Origin of the sequence: Pseudomonas sp. TH06 (assembly GCF_016651305.1) — a bacterium.
In the GTDB taxonomy this organism is placed as follows: domain Bacteria; phylum Pseudomonadota; class Gammaproteobacteria; order Pseudomonadales; family Pseudomonadaceae; genus Aquipseudomonas.
The window spans coordinates 3,914,217-3,931,566 of the sequence record NZ_JAEKEC010000001.1 but is presented as its reverse complement, the minus strand read 5'-3'; the positions used below and the strand labels follow the sequence as shown (position 1 = coordinate 3,931,566).

The following is a 17,350-nucleotide window of genomic DNA, read 5'->3' as shown; positions in this document are numbered from 1 at the left end:
GAGCTGCCGCAGGCTGCGATCTTTTGATCCTGGTCTTTTAAAGATCAAAAGATCGCAGCCTTCGGCAGCTCCTACACAGAACCACGTTGTGATCGTGGCGGGTTCGCGAAGCATGTGAGTCATCAGCTTCCGCTGTTTCGGCAAACCCCCGCCACGCTGTACTTGAGCGTATTGAGCTGCCCTTGCGAATCTTCGTACGTCATGGCGGTGGGGACGACCGAGCAGGCAGGCTGCGGCTTCACCACGCTGACGATTTTCACCACATCCAGCTTCATCCCGTATTCGTAATCCCTCACCACCGGCGGCGCCTTGCCCAGGTTGGCGGCGTATTGCTCCATGGCTTTGGCATTGGCGCTGAATGCGCGCTCGAACGTGCGGTCACCACCGCCCTCGGCCAGTACATTCATGGACATCGCCATGACGCCGGCGAGGGTCAACAGCTTGATCAACTTCATGTTCAACTCCTCCAAAAAAAAGCCCGGCATCGATGCGCGATGACAGGCTTGGTCGAGCACGGTGTGGTTACAGGTCCTGGGTCTTGTCGTCTTTCTTTTCATTGACGACGACCGGAGTGCCCGCAGCCTTTTCCTTGGCGACAAACAGCTCCACGGAGCGGTCGTTGGCGGCCATCATTTTTTCGAAAGTGCGGTCGCCGCCACCTTCGGCCATGGCCAGGGAAGACAACGCGAGGGCTGCGGTGAAGGCACTGATCTGAGCGAATTTCATGTTTGATTCCTCGTTTAAGTAGCTGACGGGATCAAGGTAACAATCCGAACCTTTCGTGACGGTGGCGTGGAAATTACATATCCGTTATGTAATGGATCAATGCTGTGAACAGGACTTTCCAGCTGAAGAAATACCTTGTGGCGAGGGGATTTATCCCCGATGGGGCGCGCAGCGGCCCCGCTCTTCATCTGGAAAAAAGCGGGCCTGCTACGCAGGCCATCGGGGATAAATCCCCTCACCACACAAATCCCCTCACCACAGGATTGTGTTCACAGTCAGGTGAGGGGGGGGGTGTTCACAGTCAGGCTGAAGTTGTGTCCTCATCCCGGCGATGGGCGAGTTGGTAGAGCGCCGGCAATATCAGCAATGTGAGAATCGTCGAGGACAGTATTCCGCCGATCACCACCGTCGCCAGTGGCCGCTGCACTTCCGCCCCCGTGCCGGTCGCCAGCGCCATCGGGATAAACCCCAGCGACGCCACCAACGCCGTCATCAATACCGGGCGCAAGCGTGTCAGCGCACCTTCGTTGATCGCATCCGACAGCGACCGCCCCTCCTCGCGAAGATTGCGAATAAACGCAATCATCACCAAGCCGTTAAGCACCGCCACACCCGACAACGCGATAAACCCCACGCCCGCCGAAATCGACAACGGAATATCGCGCAACCACAACGCCATGACCCCACCCGTCAAGGCAAACGGAATCCCGGTAAACACCAGCAAACCATCCTTGAGATTGTTGAACATCATGAACAACAACCCGAACACCAGCAGCAACGCCACCGGCACGACGATCTGCAAGCGTTTGGCGGCCGATTGCAGTTGCTCGAACTGCCCGCCCCAACTGGTCCAGTAACCGGCCGGCACTTGCACGTCACGCTCGATGACTTCACCCGCCTCGCTGACAAACGATCCGATGTCACGCCCACGCACGTTGGCGCTGACGATCACCAGGCGCTTGCCGTTTTCGCGACTGACCTGATTCGGCCCGAGCACCAGGTCGAGGCTGGCGACTTCTTGCAGGGCGATGAAGCCGATCTGGTTGGCCGTACCGTTCACCGCAGGCACTGGAATCAGCAGCGCCGACAAGCCATCGATGTCCTTGCGCATGGCATCGGACAAGCGCACCACCATGTCGAAACGCCGATCGCCCTCATACAACGTCCCGGCCTTGCGGCCACCCACCGCCACGGCAATGGTGTCCTGCACGTCACCGACGTTGAGCCCGTAACGCGCGGCCTTGTCGCGATCAATGTTGATGGTCAGCACCGGCAATCCGGTGGTCTGTTCGACCTTGACCTCGGACGCGCCGTTGACCTTTTGCATCGCCGTCGCGATCTTCGCGGCAGTGGCATTGAGCACGTCCATGTCATCGCCGAACACCTTCACCGCGACATCGCTACGCACCCCGGAGATCAGTTCGTTGAAGCGCAACTGGATCGGCTGCGACAGCTCATAGTTGCTGCCCGGCAGCGTCGCGGCGGCGGCTTGCAGTTCGGCCATCAGGGTTTCGCGGGACTTGCCCGGGTCCGGCCACTGCTCTTTTGGCTTGAGCATCACGTAGCTGTCGGAGATATTCGGCGGCATCGGGTCGGAGGCGATTTCCGCAGTGCCCGTTCGGGCGAACACGCGCTCGACTTCCGGCACCTTGGCGAGAATCAACGTTTCCAGACGCTGCTGCATGTCCACCGACTGCGTCAGACTGGTGCCCGGTACACGCAAGGCTTGCAAGGCAAAGTCACCCTCGCTGAGGCTCGGCACAAACTCGCTGCCCATGCGGCTGGTGAGCACGCCGCTGAGCACGATTACCGCCACTGCCGCGCCCACGGCGACAGCACGATGCGACATGACCCAGGCCAGTGCCGGCGCATACACCTTGCGTGCGCCGCGCATCACCGCACCCTCTTCTTCCTTGACCTTGCCGGTCACGAACAGCGCAATCGCCGCCGGCACGAAGGTCACCGACAACAGCATCGCACCGAGCAAAGCGATGACCACGGTGAACGCCATCGGGTGGAACATTTTCCCTTCGACACCGCTGAGGGCGAAGATCGGCAGGTACACGACCATGATGATCAACTGACCGAAAATCAGCGGTCGCCGTGCCTCTTTTGCCGCCGCAAACACTTCCTTGAAACGCTCGGCGCGGGTCAGCAAACGCCCGTGGTGTTGCTGCGCATGGGCCAGGCGGCGCAGGGTGTTTTCGACGATCACCACCGCGCCGTCGACAATGATGCCGAAGTCGAGCGCGCCGAGGCTCATCAGGTTGGCGCTGACCTTGTTGCTGAACATGCCCGTGAAGGTGAACAGCATCGACAGCGGAATCACCATCGCGGTAATCAGCGCCGCGCGGATGTTGCCAAGGAAAAGGAACAGAATCGCGATCACCAGAATCGCGCCTTCGATGAGGTTTTTCTTCACCGTGGCGATGGCTTTGTCGACCAGATGCGTGCGGTCGTAAACCGGCACGGCGACCACGCCGACAGGCAAGGACTTGTTGATCTGTTCGAGCTTGCTGGCGACTGCTTGCGAGACCGTGCGGCTGTTCTCGCCGATCAGCATGAATACCGTGCCGAGCACCACTTCACGGCCGTTTTCGGTGGCCGCGCCACTGCGCAATTCGCGGCCGATGTCGACGGTGGCGACGTTCTTCACGCGGATCGGCGTGCCGTCGACATTGGCCATGACGATGTTGGCGATGTCCTCGGTGCTCGCCACTTGCCCCGGCGCACGGATCAGCAATTGTTCGCCGCTGCGCTCGATGTAACCGGCGCCGACGTTGGCGTTGTTGCGCTCCAGCGCGGTGACCAGATCGGTGAGCGTCAGCTTGTACGCGGCGAGGCGTTTCGGGTCCGGCGCGATCTGATATTCCTTGGCGAAACCACCGATGGTGTTGATCTCGGCAACGCCCGGCACGTTGCGCAATTGCGGCTTGATGATCCAGTCCTGAATCACCCGCAGATCAGTCGGCGTGTAGGGCGTGCCGTCGTCCTTCAGCGCGCCCTCCCTGGCCTCGACTGTCCACAGAAAAATCTCGCCGAGGCCGGTGGAAATCGGCCCCATGACCGCTTCCGCGCCTTCGGGCAATTGCTCCTTGGCGATCTGCAAACGTTCGTTGACCAATTGGCGAGCGAAGAACAGGTCGGTGCCGTCCTTGAAGATCACCGTGACCTGCGACAGCCCCGAGCGCGACAGCGAACGGGTCTGCTCCAGCGCCGGCAAACCGGCCATCGCGGTTTCAATCGGGAAGGTGATGCGCTGCTCGGTTTCCAGCGGCGAGAAGCCGGCGGCGCCGGTGTTGATTTGCACCTGGACGTTGGTGATGTCGGGCACGGCGTCGATCGGCAGTTTTTGATAACTGGCGATGCCGAGACCGGCCATGAGCAGAACGGCGAGCAGCACGATGATGCGCTGCTCGATGGCAAACTGGATCAGGCGTTCGAACATGAGGGCCTTCCGGGATCAGTGAGAGTCTTCAGCGTGCTTATCAATGACTGTGCTCGGCGGAGGCTTTGCCCAGTTCCGATTTGAGGACAAAGCTGCCGGCGCTGGCGACTTGTGCGCCCACGTCCAGGCCTTGGGTGATTTCCACAAAACCATCGGCGCGGCTGCCCAGCTCCACGGCTCGCGTCTCGAAGCCGTCGTCGGTACGCACGAACACCGTGGGTTTGTCCTCGACCGTCTGGATCGCGGTTTCCGGCACGGCAACTTGCGCTTCGCGGCTGTCGGTGGCCACCAGCGCGGTGACGAACAGGCCCGGACGCCACGAACCTTGCGGGTTTTCCAGCGTCACGCGGACCGTTGCAGTACGGGTCTGCTCGCCGAGCAAACTGCCGACGTAAGCCACGCTGCCGACTACTTCGGCATTCAGCTCCGCAGCGCTGACCGTGACAGCTTTGCCCACCTGCACCTTGTTCAGATCCTTCGGAGAAACGCCGAACGTCACCCACACCCGCGACAAATCCGAGAGGGTGAACGCGGCCGTGGACTCATCGACTACTTCGCCCGGCGTGAGGTGTTTTTCCACCACGACGCCGTCAAACGGCGCACGCAATTCGTAGCGATTGCCGCCGGTGGCCACCACGCTGCCGCTGAGCACGCTGATTTTTTGCCGGGCATTGCTCACGGCGATTTCGGCTTCCTGCAAGGCCTGGCGCGCCTGGAGGAAATCCTGTTCGGCGGAAATCTTGTCCTGCCAGAGTTTTTTCTCACGCTCATAGGTGGTGCGCGCCAACGCCAGACGCCGTTGCGCGGCGGCTTGCTCGCTGCGCTGATCGGAGATCTGCTGACTGGCGATCACCGCCAGCAACTGACCCTTTTTCACCGACTGGCCAAGGTTGACCGCCACCGACTCGACCACGCCCGGCACACGCGGCACCACATGGGCGGTGCGGTCTTCGTCGAAGCGCACTTCGCCGGGGAACGGCAAACCGCGGCTGATGGTCTGCGCCCGCGCTTCGACCAGTTGAATGCCGGCGGCGGTGATCTGCTCGGCGCTCAATTCGATGTGGCCTTCTTCGCCATGTTCGCCCTCGGCAGCGGCGCCCTCCTCGGAATGATCCGCGTGATCGGCATGTTCCGCGGCCTCGTCGGCGTGCGCGTCGATAGCGCCATTGCCCGCCCACATCGAGCCGATGCCGATGCCCAACGCCAGCGTCGCCGCAGCGACCACGATCAGTTTTTTATCCATGGAAACTCCTCTGCGCCGAACCTGCGCGCAGTGATCTGAAAAGTGAAATTCAAGGGCGGACGCTGAGGTCGCCGAAAATCCGTTCAATGCGTACCCGGGCGTCAGTTGCCTCGCTGACGGCCTGAATGTATTGGCTGCGCGCTGCGATCAGGGTGCGCTGAGCATCGAGCACATCGAGGAAGCCGAACTTGCCCATTTCGAAACCACGGGTGGCGCTTTCAACTGCGCTCTGCGCGGCGGGCAGGATGGTCTGGTTGAACGCTTTGACTTCGCCATTGGCGGTCTGCCATTGCTCAAGGCTGGTCTGGATTTCCGTGCGCAAGCGCAGCTCGGTGGCGTTGCGCAGATCCCGCGCCTGATCGGTTCGGCGTGCCGCCGCGAGGACGTTGCCCTGATTACGGTTGAACAGTGGAATCGGCATCGACAGCCCGACCACGTTGACCCGCTCGCGCTCGGTTTCGCTGTACTGGCTGCCGATGCTCACGGTCAGGTCGGGGATGCGTTGGGACTTTTCCAGCCCCAGAGAAGCCTCGCGCTGATCGATCTGCAACTTGGCCAGACGCAGCTCGGCGGTCTCGTTCAGACGTTCAAGCAAACGGTTCGGCAGCGGAACGTTGGCAAGGTTTGGCGTGGCGGTTTGCACCGCGGTCGAAGTCGGCAACGGCGCGCCCATGACCTGCGCCAATTGTTGATAGGCGTTGGCCTGATCCCGCTCGGCACGGCTCAATTCCAGGCGCACCTCGGAGAGTTGCACTTGCGCCCGCGTGCCTTCGACCGGTGATGACTTACCGGCCTCGATCCGCCCTTGCGCGACGCGTAAACCGTGCTCGGCCAGTTGCAGTGACTGGCGCGACAACTGCAAGCGTTGCTGCGCGGTCTGGGCACTGTTGAACGCCTGAATCACATCGGCGCGCAAGGTGTTGCGTTTGCGCTCCAGTTCGATACCGGCGGCATCCTGCGCACGGCTGGCGACGTCGATGCGCGCACCGCGTTTGCCGCCCAGTTCGATCGGCTGGCTGAGCATCACCGTGGTGGTGCGCGAGTCGCGGCGGGTGTCTTCAGCCTCCCACGAGACCTCGGGGTTGGGGATCAACCCGGCCTGTTGGCGGTCACCTTCGGCGATGCCGATTTCCCACTGTGCGGCGGCCAGATCCGGGTTAACGGCGAACGCCGTTTGCAGAGCCTGATCGAGGGTCAGGGTCGATGCGCTCGCGAGGCTGGTAAGGGTCAGCAACAGAATGCCACTGGCTGTTTTTTGCAGGCGTGATCGCGCCGTCAGTTGTCTTGAACCGGGCAATGGAAGACTTCCTTCATTGAGGATTTTTCGATGCTGCCACGGTAGGGTTTTGAACTTATCGACAAGGTGACTGGAACATTACAAATCTGTTATCCACGGTTTCACCAAGTTGTTTTGCTCTAGGATGCGAAGTGCAAAAAAAGCCAACTTGCAATACATGGAAACAAATGAGTCTAAGTTAACCGCCGAACAGCACTTGCCCGAGCAGGAAGGTCGTGTGCAAACGCCTGCCGAGCTGCGACAGGCTGTCGCAGATAGCCACTTTAGAGCCTCACCTCGCACGTCTCAGGTTGACTCTGTAGCCACTTCAGCCTTTACCGTGCACGCCTGCAAACGGAGAAATATCCGTCAGAAAAACCGTTAGTCGTTAATCGCGCCTGCCCGGAAGACCTTACAAAAACAACAACTTTCCCGGTCACCTTAATTACATTTCCATTCAATGAAAGTGGTGATTGATCATGCGAATCCTTGTGATCGAGGACGAGCTTAAAGCTGCCGAATACTTGCATCAGGGTTTAACCGAAAGTGGTTATATCGTTGACCACGCGGCCACCGGCGCCGATGGTTTGCATCTGGCGCAACAACAGGTTTATGACCTGATCATTCTCGACGTCAATCTGCCCGAACTCGACGGTTGGGGCGTGCTGGAGCAACTGCGGCGCACGCATTCGACGCGGGTGATGATGCTTACCGCGCGCGGGCGTCTGGCCGACAAGATTCGCGGCCTCGATCTGGGTGCCGACGACTATCTGGTCAAGCCGTTCGAGTTTCCCGAATTATTGGCGCGGGTGCGCACGCTGATGCGCCGCAGCGAGAACATCCCGGTGCCGCAAGTGCTGAAAGTCGCCGATCTGGAACTCGACCCCGGCCGCCACCGTGCGTTTCGTGGCGAGCAGCGCATCGATCTGACCACCAAGGAATTCGCCTTGCTGCATCTGCTGATGCGCCAGTCCGGCGAGGTGCTGACGCGCACGCAGATCATTTCGCTGGTGTGGGACATGAATTTCGATTGCGACACTAACGTCGTGGAGGTCTCGATTCGGCGTCTGCGGGCGAAAATCGATGACCCGTTCGAGCACAAGTTGATCCACACCCTGCGCGGTGTCGGTTATGTCCTCGAGGCGCGGGAATGAAGCCGGCCAGCCTGTCGATGCGCCTGGGTTTGACGGTGAGTATTCTTGGCGCGCTGCTGGTGGTGTTCCTGGCGATCCTCGCTTATTTCGCCCTGACCCATGAGCTCAACGCGCTGTCCAGAGACAGCCTGGAAAAGAAGATGGAACAGGTCGAGCACAGCCTGTCGCTGTACGTCGACGCCAATGAAATCAGCGGCAAACCGCACATTCTGCTCGATCAGGTGATGGGCCACGACAACCTCACGCTGACGATTTACGACCGCGTCAATCAGCGCTCGCCGCTGCTCAAGTCCGGCAGCGGATTGAGCGATCCACGGGTTGAATTGAAAGCCGTACGAGCCACCACCGATCAATTGGCTTATTCGGAAAGTACCGATGCCGCGGGGGCAAAATTCCTCACCGTGTCGAAGCTGATTCGCCTCAAGGATGGCAGCAGCGTGCCGGTGCTGTTATCGATCGATAACGCCCACGACCAGGCCCTCCTCAGCGCGTATCTGCGCTCGACGCTGATAGCCTTGCCGTTGCTGCTGGTATTCATCGGCCTGACCGCGTGGGGCGCCGTGCAGCGCGGGTTGGCGCCGATGCGTGAATTTCGCAAAGTGGCGGCGATGGTCTCCACGCAAGACCTCGATCATCGACTGTCGGTGGTGAACATGCCGCAGGAGCTGAGCGAACTGGCGCAGGGCATCAACTTCATGCTGCACCGGCTCGATGCGGGCGTGCAGCAGTTGTCGCAGTTCTCCGATGATCTGGCCCACGAGTTGCGCACACCGATCAATAACCTGATGGGCAAGGCGCAGGTGACGCTGTCACGCGAACGCTCGGTGGATGAGTACAAGGATGTGCTGGTGTCGTGCACCGAAGAACTGGAGCGCGTGGCGCGGATTGTGTCGGACATGTTGTTTCTGGCGCAGGTGAGTCATCCGTCAGCGCTGGCACCGTTTGAATCGGTGGCACTGGAAGTTGAAGCGGCGAAAGTCGCCGAGATGTTTTCGCTGTCCGCGCAGGATAAGAGCATTCATTTGAATGTGCTTGGCAGCGCTTCGGTGATGGGCGATCGCTTGATGATTCAACGGGCGATCTCGAATTTGCTGTCCAACGCCTTGCGCCATTGTCCGAACGGGAAAACCGTGACGTTGCTGATTGAACAAAGCGCGACGCAGACCTCACTGCTGGTCAGCAATCCCGGCGCGGGAATCGAGGCACAGCATCTGCCGCACCTGTTCGACCGTTTCTATCGGGTCGACAGCAGCCGTTCGCGTTCACAGGGCAGCACTGGGCTGGGGTTGGCAATCGTGCGCTCGATCATGAGCCTGCATCAGGGCGTGGCGGAAGTTAAGAGCCTGCCGGGGGCGATGACCGTGTTCCGTCTCGGCTTCCCTGCGTCGACACCCACGGCCCCATCGCTGGCAAGCCAGCTCCCACAGTGATCTCGACTGTTCCAGGAATTTGTGGACACCACCGAAACCTGTAGGAGTGAGCCTGCTCGCGATAGCGGTGGGTCAGTCGATATCTTTGTTGTCTGACCCACCGCTATCGCGAGCAGGCTCACTCCTACAGTGATTTGCGGTGGATGCAGAATTTGAGGGCACCACAGAAACCTGTGGGAGCTGGCTTGCCAGCGACGGCGGTGGGTCAGTCGATATCTTTGTACGATTTTTTACCGATTTGCTCCCACCCCACACAAACACCGAAAGCTCTCGCCGCAACCTCCGTTTTGTCCTACAGCCAGTTTTGAGTAGATAGCTTTATGGTGGAGGCCTTGGCAGATGGAATATCGACGAGAGGCAAAAAATGAACAGGGATATCGTTTGCGAATGGGCTGAAGAAGTTTATGGATTGGCAGCGCTGAAATATTCTGGCTATATTTGTCCAGAATACAGGGGTGAGCTGATGATCATCGTTCCGCTGGCTGAAGCCAAAAACAATTTATCCAAACTCGTCGATGATGCCGCTGCTGGCCAAGTCATCACGATTGCCAAGCATGGCCGGCCGATGGCTCGCCTCGTTCCCGTAGGAAAACCCAGCGCTCAACGTATTGGCGCAATGAAAGGCAAACTGGTGTTGCCCGACAATTTCGACTCACCATTGCCCGATGACATGCTTGATGCATTCGAGGGCACTCAAGCATGAGGCTTCTGCTCGACACGCACATTTTGCTCTGGACGCTCAGTGATGATGCCAGACTGTCCGGCAAAGCCAGAAAACTGATTGAGAACGCCGCCGAAATCTACATCAGCGCCGCCACCTTCTGGGAAATGGCGATCAAGGTCGGGCTCGGCAAGCTTAAAGTTGATCTGGAAGAAGTCCGCCAATATTGTCTCGACAGTGGCTTTATCGAACTCCCAGTGACTGCAGAGCACGCCATCGCCGTGAAGGATCTTGAGCACCATCATCGCGATCCGTTTGACCGCATTATTGTGGCCACAGCAGTGACCGAACCGATGAAACTGCTTACCGCTGATCCTTTAGTTGCTCAGTACACGGATTTGGCTGTCCTGGTCTAACCCAATGCTCCAGAGCTCTGTGAGCTTGGCTTGCTCGCGACTGCGGTGGGTCAGTCGATATCAATATTGAATGTGAGACAGCAATCGCTGGCAAGCCAGCTCCCACAGTGATTTCGGGTGTTCCCAGATTTTGCCAGCACCGCTGAAACCTGTAGGAGTGAGCCTGCTCGCGATGGCGGTGGGTCAGTCGATATCTTTGTTGTCTGACACACCGCTATCGCGAGCAGGCTCACTCCTACAGTGATTTGCGGTGAATGCAGAATTTGAAGGCACCACAGAAACTTGTGGGAGCTGGCTTGCCAGCGATGGCGGTGGGTCAGTCGATATCTTTGTTGTCTGACACACCGCTATCGCGAGCAGGCTCACTCCTACAGTGATTTGCGGTGAATGCAGAATTTGAAGGCACCACAGAAACTTGTGGGAGCTGGCTTGCCAGCGATGGCGGAGGGTCAGTCGATATCTTTGTTGTCTGACACACCGCTATCGCGAGCAGGCTCACTCCTACAGTGATTTGCGGTGCATGCGGAATTTGAGGGCACCACAGAAACCTGTGGGAGATGGCTTGCCAGCGATGGCGGTGGGTCAGTCGATATCTTTGTTGTCTGACACACCGCTATCGCGAGCAGGCTCACTCCTACAGTGATTTGCGGTGCATGCGGAATTTGAGGGCACCACAGAAACTTGTGGGAGCTGGCTTGCCAGCGATGGTGGAGGGTCAGTCGATATCTTTGTTGTCTGACACACCGCTATCGCGAGCAGGCTCACTCCTACAGTGATTTCGGGTGTTCCCAGGTTTGGTCAGCACCGCTGAAACCTGTAGGAGTGAGCCTGCTCGCGATGGCGGTAAATCGGCCAGCAAAAAAAACGGCACCTTTCGGTGCCGTTCGCCTTTCACATTTCCAATATCACTTGCGCGCATCCGCCCACGACTTGAGCAGTTCGTTGTAGCTCACGGTCTCGCCCTGCGGCTTCTCGTTGGCCAGTTTCGGTTTCGGTGCGCCCGGCTGGTCAAACCAGTATTGCGCGTCGCGTTCCGGGTTCATTTTCGGTGCGCACACCGCTTGGGCCTTGGAGCGTTCGAGGCGCGTCATGATCGCGTCCTGATCCTTGGCCAGGCCATCCAGCGCCTGTTGCGGGGTTTTCTCGCCGCTGGCCGCTTCGGCGATGTGGCTCCACCACAATTGCGCCAGACGCGGGTAGTCCGGCACGTTGGTCCCGGTCGGGGTCCATTGCACACGCGCCGGGCTGCGGTAGAACTCAACCAGACCACCGAGCTTCGGCGCCAGATCGGTCATCGCCTGCGAGTTGATGTCGGACTCGCGGATCGGCGTCAGACCGACGATGGTTTTCTTCAGCGACACGGTTTTCGACGTCACAAACTGCGCGTACAGCCACGCTGCCAGTTTCTGTTTCTCAGGCGTGGATTTCATGAACGTCCACGAACCCACGTCCTGATAGCCGAGCTTCATGCCCTCTTCCCAGTATGGGCCACGCGGCGACGGCGCCATCCGCCATTTCGGCGTGCCGTCGGCGTTGACCACCGGCAGGCCGGGTTTGGTCATGTCGGCGGTGAACGCGGTGTACCAGAAAATCTGCTGGGCGATGTTGCCTTGCGACGGCACCGGACCGGACTCGGAGAAGGTCATGCCCGCCGCTTCCGGTGGTGCGTAGGCCTTGAGCCAATCGACATATTTCTGCGTGGCGAATACGGCCGCCGGGCCGTTGGTATCGCCACCACGGGTCACGCTGGAACCGACCGGATGGCAATCCTCGACACGAATCCCCCACTCGTCCACCGGCAAACCGTTGGGCAGGCCCTTGTCGCCGCCACCGGCCATGGAGAACCAGGCATCGGTGAAACGCCAGCCCAGCGACGGGTCTTTCTTGCCGTAGTCCATGTGCCCATAAACGCGTTTGCCGTCGATTTCCTTGACGTCTTCGCTGAAGAATTTGGCGATGTCTTCATAGGCCGACCAGTTCACCGGCACGCCCAATTCGTAGCCGTATTTTTCCTTGAACTTGGCTTTCAGGTCGGCACGCTCGAACCAGTCGGCGCGGAACCAATACAGGTTGGCGAATTGCTGGTCGGGCAGTTGATAGATCTTGCCGTCCGGCGCGGTGGTGAACGAGATGCCGATGAAGTCCTTGATGTCGAGGGTCGGCGAGGTGAAGTTCTTGCCTTCGTTGGCCATCAGGTCGGTGATCGACTCGGTCTTGCCGTAGCGAAAGTGCGTACCGATCAGGTCCGAGTCGTTGACCCAGCCGTCATAAATATTCTTGTCGGACTGCATCACCGTCTGCATTTTCTCGACCACGTCGCCTTCTTGCAGCAGGTCGTGGGTGAGTTTGATCCCGGTGATTTCGGTGAAGGCCTTGGCGAGTACCTTGGACTCGTATTCGTGGGTGGTCAGGGTTTCCGAGACGACCTTGATTTCCATGCCGCGAAACGGTTCGGCAGCCTTGATGAACCACTTCAGTTCTTCGAGCTGCTGCTCGGCCGTCAGGGTCGACGGTTTGAATTCACTGCCGATCCACTTTTTCGCCGCGTCTTCGTACGCATCGGCCCAGGCGGCTGCGCTCAAACCGCTGAGTGCGAGCATGGCTGCCAATGAAATGCTATGTCGCAGCTTATTGTTTTTGTCGAACATAGAGACCTCCTGTTTAAGTTGTGGAGCCAAACTGTCGAGCGATTCGACTAGCCCCAACGCATCACAGCCAACAGCCACACCAGGGACAACGCGGACGCCACCCAGATGCTCCAGTCGGTGGCGCCGATTACCAGCAGATGCAGGTAGGCGCTGCCGAGAAGACCGATAAACAAGCGATCGCCACGGGTGGTGGCAATCGGTAGAAGACCTCGCCGCAAAATGCTCGGCGAGCGCAATTCCCACGTGGTCATGCCCACCAGCAGCAGACCAATGGCGATGAAGAACCCCGCTGTCGGGGTCGTCCAGCTCATCCATTCCATCATCAGTTCCTCAGACCCGGCCGAGGGCAAAGCCCTTGGCCACGTGGTTGCGCACAAACCAGATCACCAGCATGCCCGGCAGGATGGTCAACACCCCCGCCGCCGCCAGCACGCCCCAGTCGATCCCCGACGCCGACACCGTTCGCGTCATCACCGCCGCAATCGGCTTGGCATTCACCGAGGTCAACGTGCGTGCGAGCAGCAGTTCGACCCAGGAAAACATGAAGCAGAAAAACGCCGTGACACCGATCCCGGAACCGATCAGCGGGAGGAAAATCTTCACGAAGAACTTGGGGAAACTGTAGCCGTCGATGTAAGCGGTTTCGTCGATCTCTTTCGGCACACCGGACATGAAGCCCTCAAGAATCCACACCGCCAATGGCACGTTGAACAGGCAGTGCGCCAGCGCTACAGCGATGTGCGTATCGAACAGACCAATCGATGAGTACAACTGGAAGAACGGCAGCAAGAACACTGCCGGCGGCGCCATGCGGTTGGTCAGCAGCCAGAAAAACAGGTGCTTGTCGCCGAGAAAACGATAGCGGGAAAACGCATAGGCCGCCGGCAACGCCACGCTCAGCGAGATGACAGTGTTCAGGCTGACGTAGTACAGCGAGTTGAGATAACCGTTGTACCAACTCGGATCGGTGAAGATCACCTTGTAGTTGTGCCAGGTGAATTCTTGGGGAAACAACGTCAAGCCGCCGAGGATTTCGGTGTTGCTCTTGAACGACATGTTCAACAGCCAGTAGATCGGCACCAGCAGGAACAGGATGTACACCAGCAACGGAATAAGCTTTCTTTTGCTCATGGCCGGGCCTCAGCGGTTGGCGTCGGAGTGCGTCATGGCGGTGTAGAACAGCCAGGACACCAACAGGATGATCAGGAAGTACACCAGCGAAAACGCCGCTGCCGGACCGAGGTCGAATTGCCCTACCGCCATCTGCGTCAAGGTCTGACTCAAGAAGGTTGTGGCGTTGCCCGGCCCGCCGCCGGTGAGCACAAACGGCTCGGTGTAAATCATGAAACTGTCCATGAAGCGCAGCATCACCGCGATCAGCAGCACGCTCTTCAACTTGGGCAACTGAATGTGGCGGAACACCGCCCAGGCCGAAGCCCGGTCGATGCGTGCTGCCTGGTAATACACGTCGGGAATCGCGCGCAACCCGGAGAAACACAACAGAGCCACCAGTGAAGTCCAATGCCAGACGTCCATCACCAGCACCGTCACCCAGGCGTCCATGGTGTTCGCCGCGTAGTTGTAGCTGATGCCCATCGCGTTGAGACTGGAACCGAGCAGACCGATATCGGCACGGCCGAAAATCTGCCAGATGGTGCCGACCACGTTCCACGGAATCAGCAACGGAATCGCCAGAATGATCAACACCACCGAGGACCAGCGGCCCTTGGTCGGCATGGTCAACGCGACGGCGATGCCCAGCGGAATTTCGATCAGCAGCACACACGCCGAGTAGATGAACTGGCGCAGCAGCGAGTCATGCAGACGCGGGTCGAGAAGTACTTGCCGGTACCAGTCAGCACCGACGAAATAGCGGCTGGACTGGTCGAAGATGTCCTGCACCGAATAGTTGACCACGGTCATCATCGGGATCACCGCACTGAACGCCACCAGCAGAAACACCGGCAACACCAGCCACCAGGCCTTGTTGTTCTGCACCTTGTTCATGGCTGCACCTCGCTGCTGTCGGCTTCAAGGAGGAACTCATCGGCATAGACCATCAGCCACTGCGCCGGAAAACTGATGTACGCCGTGCCCTGCGGCACCGGTTTGTCTTCGGCCAGACGCACTTTCAACGGCGCGCCGTCGAGGTTGAGGGTCATGATCTTGTAGGTGCCGAGGTCTTCGACGTGTACGACCTGTGCCTGCATCGCGTCATCAAACGGCTCGTCCCAGACATGAATGAATTCCGGACGGATGCCGACTTTCAGATTTTTCCACTGGCCGTGTTCGATATGTCGTTGCATGGCGTCGGACAACGGCAGGTGCGTCGAGGCAAAACCGACACCGCCGGGCTGTGGCTGCACCTCGATCAGGTTCATGCCGGGGCTGCCAATGAAGTAGCCGACAAAGGTGTGGCTCGGCCGCTCGAACAATTCCCGAGGCGTGCCGAACTGGACGATCTGGCCGCCGTACATCACCGCGATCTTGTCGGCGAAGGTCGAGGCTTCCAGTTGATCGTGGGTGACGTAGACCATGGTGATGTTGAACTGCTCGTGAATCTGCTTGAGCTTGCGCCGCAGTTTCCATTTCAGGTGCGGGTCGATCACCGTCAGCGGCTCATCAAAGAGGATTGCCGAAACGTCGTCACGGACCAGACCACGGCCCATCGAGACTTTCTGTTTTTCATCGGCAGTGAGGTTGCGCGCCTTCTTGCTCAGCAGGTTCTGCAGGTCGAGAACCTCGGCGATTTCCTGCACCTTGCTGTGCACTTTCGCCTCGGCCATGCCCTGATTTCGCAGGGGAAACGCGAGGTTATCGAACACGGTCATGGTGTCGTAGACCACCGGAAACTGGAAAACCTGGGCGATGTTGCGCTTCTCCGGCGTCAGGTCGTTGACCGCTTTGCCGTCGAACAACACATGCCCCTGCGAAGGGCTGAGCAGGCCGGAAATGATGTTGAGCAAGGTCGACTTGCCGCAACCCGACGGCCCCAGCAAGGCGTACGCCCCGCCTTGCTCCCAGACGTGATCCATCTCGCGAATCGCGTAATCCTCGGCGCCGCCCGGGGTTTTGCTGTAGCTGTGGGCGAGGTGCTGCAAACGGATTTCGGCCATCAGGCAACCCTCGCGACGCGCCGGCCCGGTGCCTGCACCAGACGGCCCTGCGCATCGAAAACGAACAGTTTGTGGGTCGGGATGTAAATGCGGATCGGCGCATCGACATCGTATTCATGAACGCCGGGCAGGTGCAGCACCAGCAGGAAATGCTCGTTGCGCACATGCAGGAAGGTTTCCGAGCCGCTGATCTCGGCGACTTCGACGGTCACCGCCAATTCGAGGTCGTCATCGTTGCTCGGCACCAGCGAGATGTGGCTGGGGCGCACGCCGAAACGGAACTCGCCCTCGCCCACCGGGCGCAGATCGACGTTCAGCGGGAAGTGCACGAAATTGGCGAAGCTGACTTCGTTGCCGGCGATGCGCCCGGGCATCAAGTTGATCGGTGGTTCGGAGAACAATTCCGCCGCCAGCACCGATTGCGGCTGGTGATACACCTCGGTCGACGGGCCGCTCTGAATCACTCGCCCTTCATGAAGAATGGTTGTGGTGCCGCCCAGCGCCAGCGCTTCGTTGGGCTCGGTGGTGGCATAAATCGCGATGGTGTGGCGCAGTTTGAACAGCTCGCGCATTTCCTGGCGCAGTTCTTCGCGCAGTTTGTAGTCGAGGTTGACCAGCGGCTCGTCGAACAGGATCAGCTCAGCGTCCTTGACCAGCGCACGGGCCATGGCGGTGCGCTGTTGCTGGCCGCCGGAGAGTTCCAGCGGATAACGCTGCAGAAACTTCTCGATGCGCAGCATCTTCGCGGTTTCCTGCACCTTGCTGTGGATGAGCTCTTTTGAGACACCGGCCTGACGCAGCGGCGAAGCGATGTTCTCGAACACGGTCATGGTCGGGTAATTGATGAACTGCTGATAGACCATCGACACGTTGCGCAAACGCACCGGACGCTGGGTGACGTCGACGCCGTTCATCAGGATGCGGCCGCTGTCGGGCTTGTCCAGACCTGCCATCAACCGCATGAGACTGGTTTTGCCGGACAGCGTGCGGCCGAGCAAAACATTGAAGGAACCGGGTTCGAATTTCAGGCACGCATCGTCGATCCAGGTCTGGCCTTCGACGGTACGGCAGACGTGCTCCAGGGTGAGTGACATGGCTCGGCCTTTTTATTATTGGAGTCAAGCGACCTGTGCACTGGAGCGAGTTTCGTGCCAGAAATGGCAAGTGATTGATTTGTCGTGAAAATCGTTGAAAGCGCCGGGAGACGGCGTTCATTGCTGAACACATTTGAA

15 protein-coding genes are annotated in these 17,350 nt (G+C 59.2%); 4 read left to right on the top strand and 11 right to left on the bottom strand.

The genetic code is table 11. From position 1 onward, the window contains the following. Window positions 1–122: 122 nt before the first annotated feature. From JFT86_RS17630 to JFT86_RS17610, 5 genes are all read right to left on the bottom strand, one after another. Window positions 123–455: a DUF2790 domain-containing protein gene (locus JFT86_RS17630; protein WP_201237663.1), complete on the bottom strand. Its 333-nt coding sequence runs from the start codon at window positions 453–455 to the stop codon at window positions 123–125. A 67-nt stretch (window positions 456–522) separates the two neighbouring features. Then, the gene (locus tag JFT86_RS17625; protein ID WP_201237662.1) at window positions 523–726 is read right to left on the bottom strand and encodes a co-regulatory protein PtrA N-terminal domain-containing protein; all 204 of its coding nucleotides are present in this window, start codon (window positions 724–726) and stop codon (window positions 523–525) included. 301 nt (window positions 727–1,027) lie between these two features. Next, window positions 1,028–4,174 (bottom strand): CusA/CzcA family heavy metal efflux RND transporter, encoded by a 3,147-nt coding sequence (locus tag JFT86_RS17620; protein WP_201237661.1) that lies wholly within the window; start codon window positions 4,172–4,174, stop codon window positions 1,028–1,030. Between the two features lie 40 nt (window positions 4,175–4,214). Next, window positions 4,215–5,417 (bottom strand): efflux RND transporter periplasmic adaptor subunit, encoded by a 1,203-nt coding sequence (locus tag JFT86_RS17615; protein ID WP_201237660.1) that lies wholly within the window; start codon window positions 5,415–5,417, stop codon window positions 4,215–4,217. 49 nt (window positions 5,418–5,466) lie between these two features. Beyond that, window positions 5,467–6,714 carry a TolC family protein gene (locus tag JFT86_RS17610; protein WP_201237659.1) on the bottom strand — a complete coding sequence of 416 codons (1,248 nt, stop codon included), beginning with the start codon at window positions 6,712–6,714 and terminating at the stop codon, window positions 5,467–5,469. Window positions 6,715–7,172: 458 nt separating this feature from the next. Between JFT86_RS17610 and JFT86_RS17605 the strand changes: the two genes are divergently transcribed. The 4 genes from JFT86_RS17605 to JFT86_RS17590 all read left to right on the top strand — a co-directional run bounded on the left by JFT86_RS17605 (window position 7,173) and on the right by JFT86_RS17590 (window position 10,354). Next, complete coding sequence (locus tag JFT86_RS17605; RefSeq protein ID WP_201237658.1) at window positions 7,173–7,847, top strand: heavy metal response regulator transcription factor; 675 nt, start codon at window positions 7,173–7,175, stop codon at window positions 7,845–7,847. After that, window positions 7,844–9,277, top strand: a complete 1,434-nt coding sequence (locus JFT86_RS17600) for a heavy metal sensor histidine kinase (RefSeq protein WP_201237657.1) — start codon at window positions 7,844–7,846, stop codon at window positions 9,275–9,277. Before JFT86_RS17605 ends, JFT86_RS17600 begins: the two co-directional genes overlap by 4 nt. Before the next feature lie 364 nt (window positions 9,278–9,641). Further along, window positions 9,642–9,980 (top strand): type II toxin-antitoxin system Phd/YefM family antitoxin, encoded by a 339-nt coding sequence (locus JFT86_RS17595; protein ID WP_242489282.1) that lies wholly within the window; start codon window positions 9,642–9,644, stop codon window positions 9,978–9,980. Next, entirely contained in the window at window positions 9,977–10,354 is a 378-nt protein-coding gene (locus tag JFT86_RS17590) for a type II toxin-antitoxin system VapC family toxin (RefSeq protein ID WP_201232969.1), read from the top strand. Before JFT86_RS17595 ends, JFT86_RS17590 begins: the two co-directional genes overlap by 4 nt. 905 nt (window positions 10,355–11,259) lie before the next feature. On the opposite strand, the gene JFT86_RS17585 is transcribed toward JFT86_RS17590, so the two are convergent. The 6 genes from JFT86_RS17585 to JFT86_RS17560 are packed head-to-tail and all read right to left on the bottom strand — an operon-like array spanning window position 11,260 to window position 17,212. Beyond that, a complete protein-coding gene (locus tag JFT86_RS17585; RefSeq protein ID WP_201237656.1) occupies window positions 11,260–13,002 on the bottom strand; it encodes an ABC transporter substrate-binding protein in 1,743 nt (580 codons plus the stop codon). A 47-nt stretch (window positions 13,003–13,049) separates the two neighbouring features. Then, on the bottom strand, window positions 13,050–13,322 hold the full coding sequence (locus tag JFT86_RS17580; protein ID WP_201237655.1) for a DUF2160 domain-containing protein: 273 nt from the start codon (window positions 13,320–13,322) through the stop codon (window positions 13,050–13,052). A gap of 10 nt (window positions 13,323–13,332) precedes the next feature. After that, window positions 13,333–14,133, bottom strand: a complete 801-nt coding sequence (locus JFT86_RS17575; protein WP_201237654.1) for a carbohydrate ABC transporter permease — start codon at window positions 14,131–14,133, stop codon at window positions 13,333–13,335. Window positions 14,134–14,142: 9 nt separating this feature from the next. Then, window positions 14,143–15,009, bottom strand: coding sequence for a sugar ABC transporter permease (locus JFT86_RS17570; protein ID WP_101159118.1), 867 nt, complete (start codon window positions 15,007–15,009; stop codon window positions 14,143–14,145). Continuing rightward, window positions 15,006–16,118 (bottom strand): ABC transporter ATP-binding protein, encoded by a 1,113-nt coding sequence (locus JFT86_RS17565; protein WP_201237653.1) that lies wholly within the window; start codon window positions 16,116–16,118, stop codon window positions 15,006–15,008. The genes JFT86_RS17570 and JFT86_RS17565 overlap by 4 nt, the downstream gene beginning before the upstream one ends. Continuing rightward, window positions 16,118–17,212: an ABC transporter ATP-binding protein gene (locus tag JFT86_RS17560; RefSeq protein WP_201237652.1), complete on the bottom strand. Its 1,095-nt coding sequence runs from the start codon at window positions 17,210–17,212 to the stop codon at window positions 16,118–16,120. The genes JFT86_RS17565 and JFT86_RS17560 overlap by 1 nt, the downstream gene beginning before the upstream one ends. Window positions 17,213–17,350: the final 138 nt, after the last annotated feature.

What these genes read in the sequence shown, in the direction of transcription:
- JFT86_RS17565 (WP_201237653.1), bottom strand. Translation starts at nt 16,118, where the DNA reads ATGGCCGAAATCCGTTTGCAGCACCTCGCCCACAGCTACAGCAAAACC.
- JFT86_RS17605 (WP_201237658.1), top strand. Translation starts at nt 7,173, where the DNA reads ATGCGAATCCTTGTGATCGAGGACGAGCTTAAAGCTGCCGAATACTTG.
- JFT86_RS17615 (WP_201237660.1), bottom strand. Translation starts at nt 5,417, where the DNA reads ATGGATAAAAAACTGATCGTGGTCGCTGCGGCGACGCTGGCGTTGGGC.
- JFT86_RS17600 (WP_201237657.1), top strand. Translation starts at nt 7,844, where the DNA reads ATGAAGCCGGCCAGCCTGTCGATGCGCCTGGGTTTGACGGTGAGTATT.
- JFT86_RS17630 (WP_201237663.1), bottom strand. Translation starts at nt 455, where the DNA reads ATGAAGTTGATCAAGCTGTTGACCCTCGCCGGCGTCATGGCGATGTCC.
- JFT86_RS17570 (WP_101159118.1), bottom strand. Translation starts at nt 15,009, where the DNA reads ATGAACAAGGTGCAGAACAACAAGGCCTGGTGGCTGGTGTTGCCGGTG.
- JFT86_RS17580 (WP_201237655.1), bottom strand. Translation starts at nt 13,322, where the DNA reads ATGGAATGGATGAGCTGGACGACCCCGACAGCGGGGTTCTTCATCGCC.
- JFT86_RS17595 (WP_242489282.1), top strand. Translation starts at nt 9,642, where the DNA reads ATGAACAGGGATATCGTTTGCGAATGGGCTGAAGAAGTTTATGGATTG.
- JFT86_RS17625 (WP_201237662.1), bottom strand. Translation starts at nt 726, where the DNA reads ATGAAATTCGCTCAGATCAGTGCCTTCACCGCAGCCCTCGCGTTGTCT.
- JFT86_RS17560 (WP_201237652.1), bottom strand. Translation starts at nt 17,212, where the DNA reads ATGTCACTCACCCTGGAGCACGTCTGCCGTACCGTCGAAGGCCAGACC.
- JFT86_RS17590 (WP_201232969.1), top strand. Translation starts at nt 9,977, where the DNA reads ATGAGGCTTCTGCTCGACACGCACATTTTGCTCTGGACGCTCAGTGAT.
- JFT86_RS17585 (WP_201237656.1), bottom strand. Translation starts at nt 13,002, where the DNA reads ATGTTCGACAAAAACAATAAGCTGCGACATAGCATTTCATTGGCAGCC.
- JFT86_RS17620 (WP_201237661.1), bottom strand. Translation starts at nt 4,174, where the DNA reads ATGTTCGAACGCCTGATCCAGTTTGCCATCGAGCAGCGCATCATCGTG.
- JFT86_RS17575 (WP_201237654.1), bottom strand. Translation starts at nt 14,133, where the DNA reads ATGAGCAAAAGAAAGCTTATTCCGTTGCTGGTGTACATCCTGTTCCTG.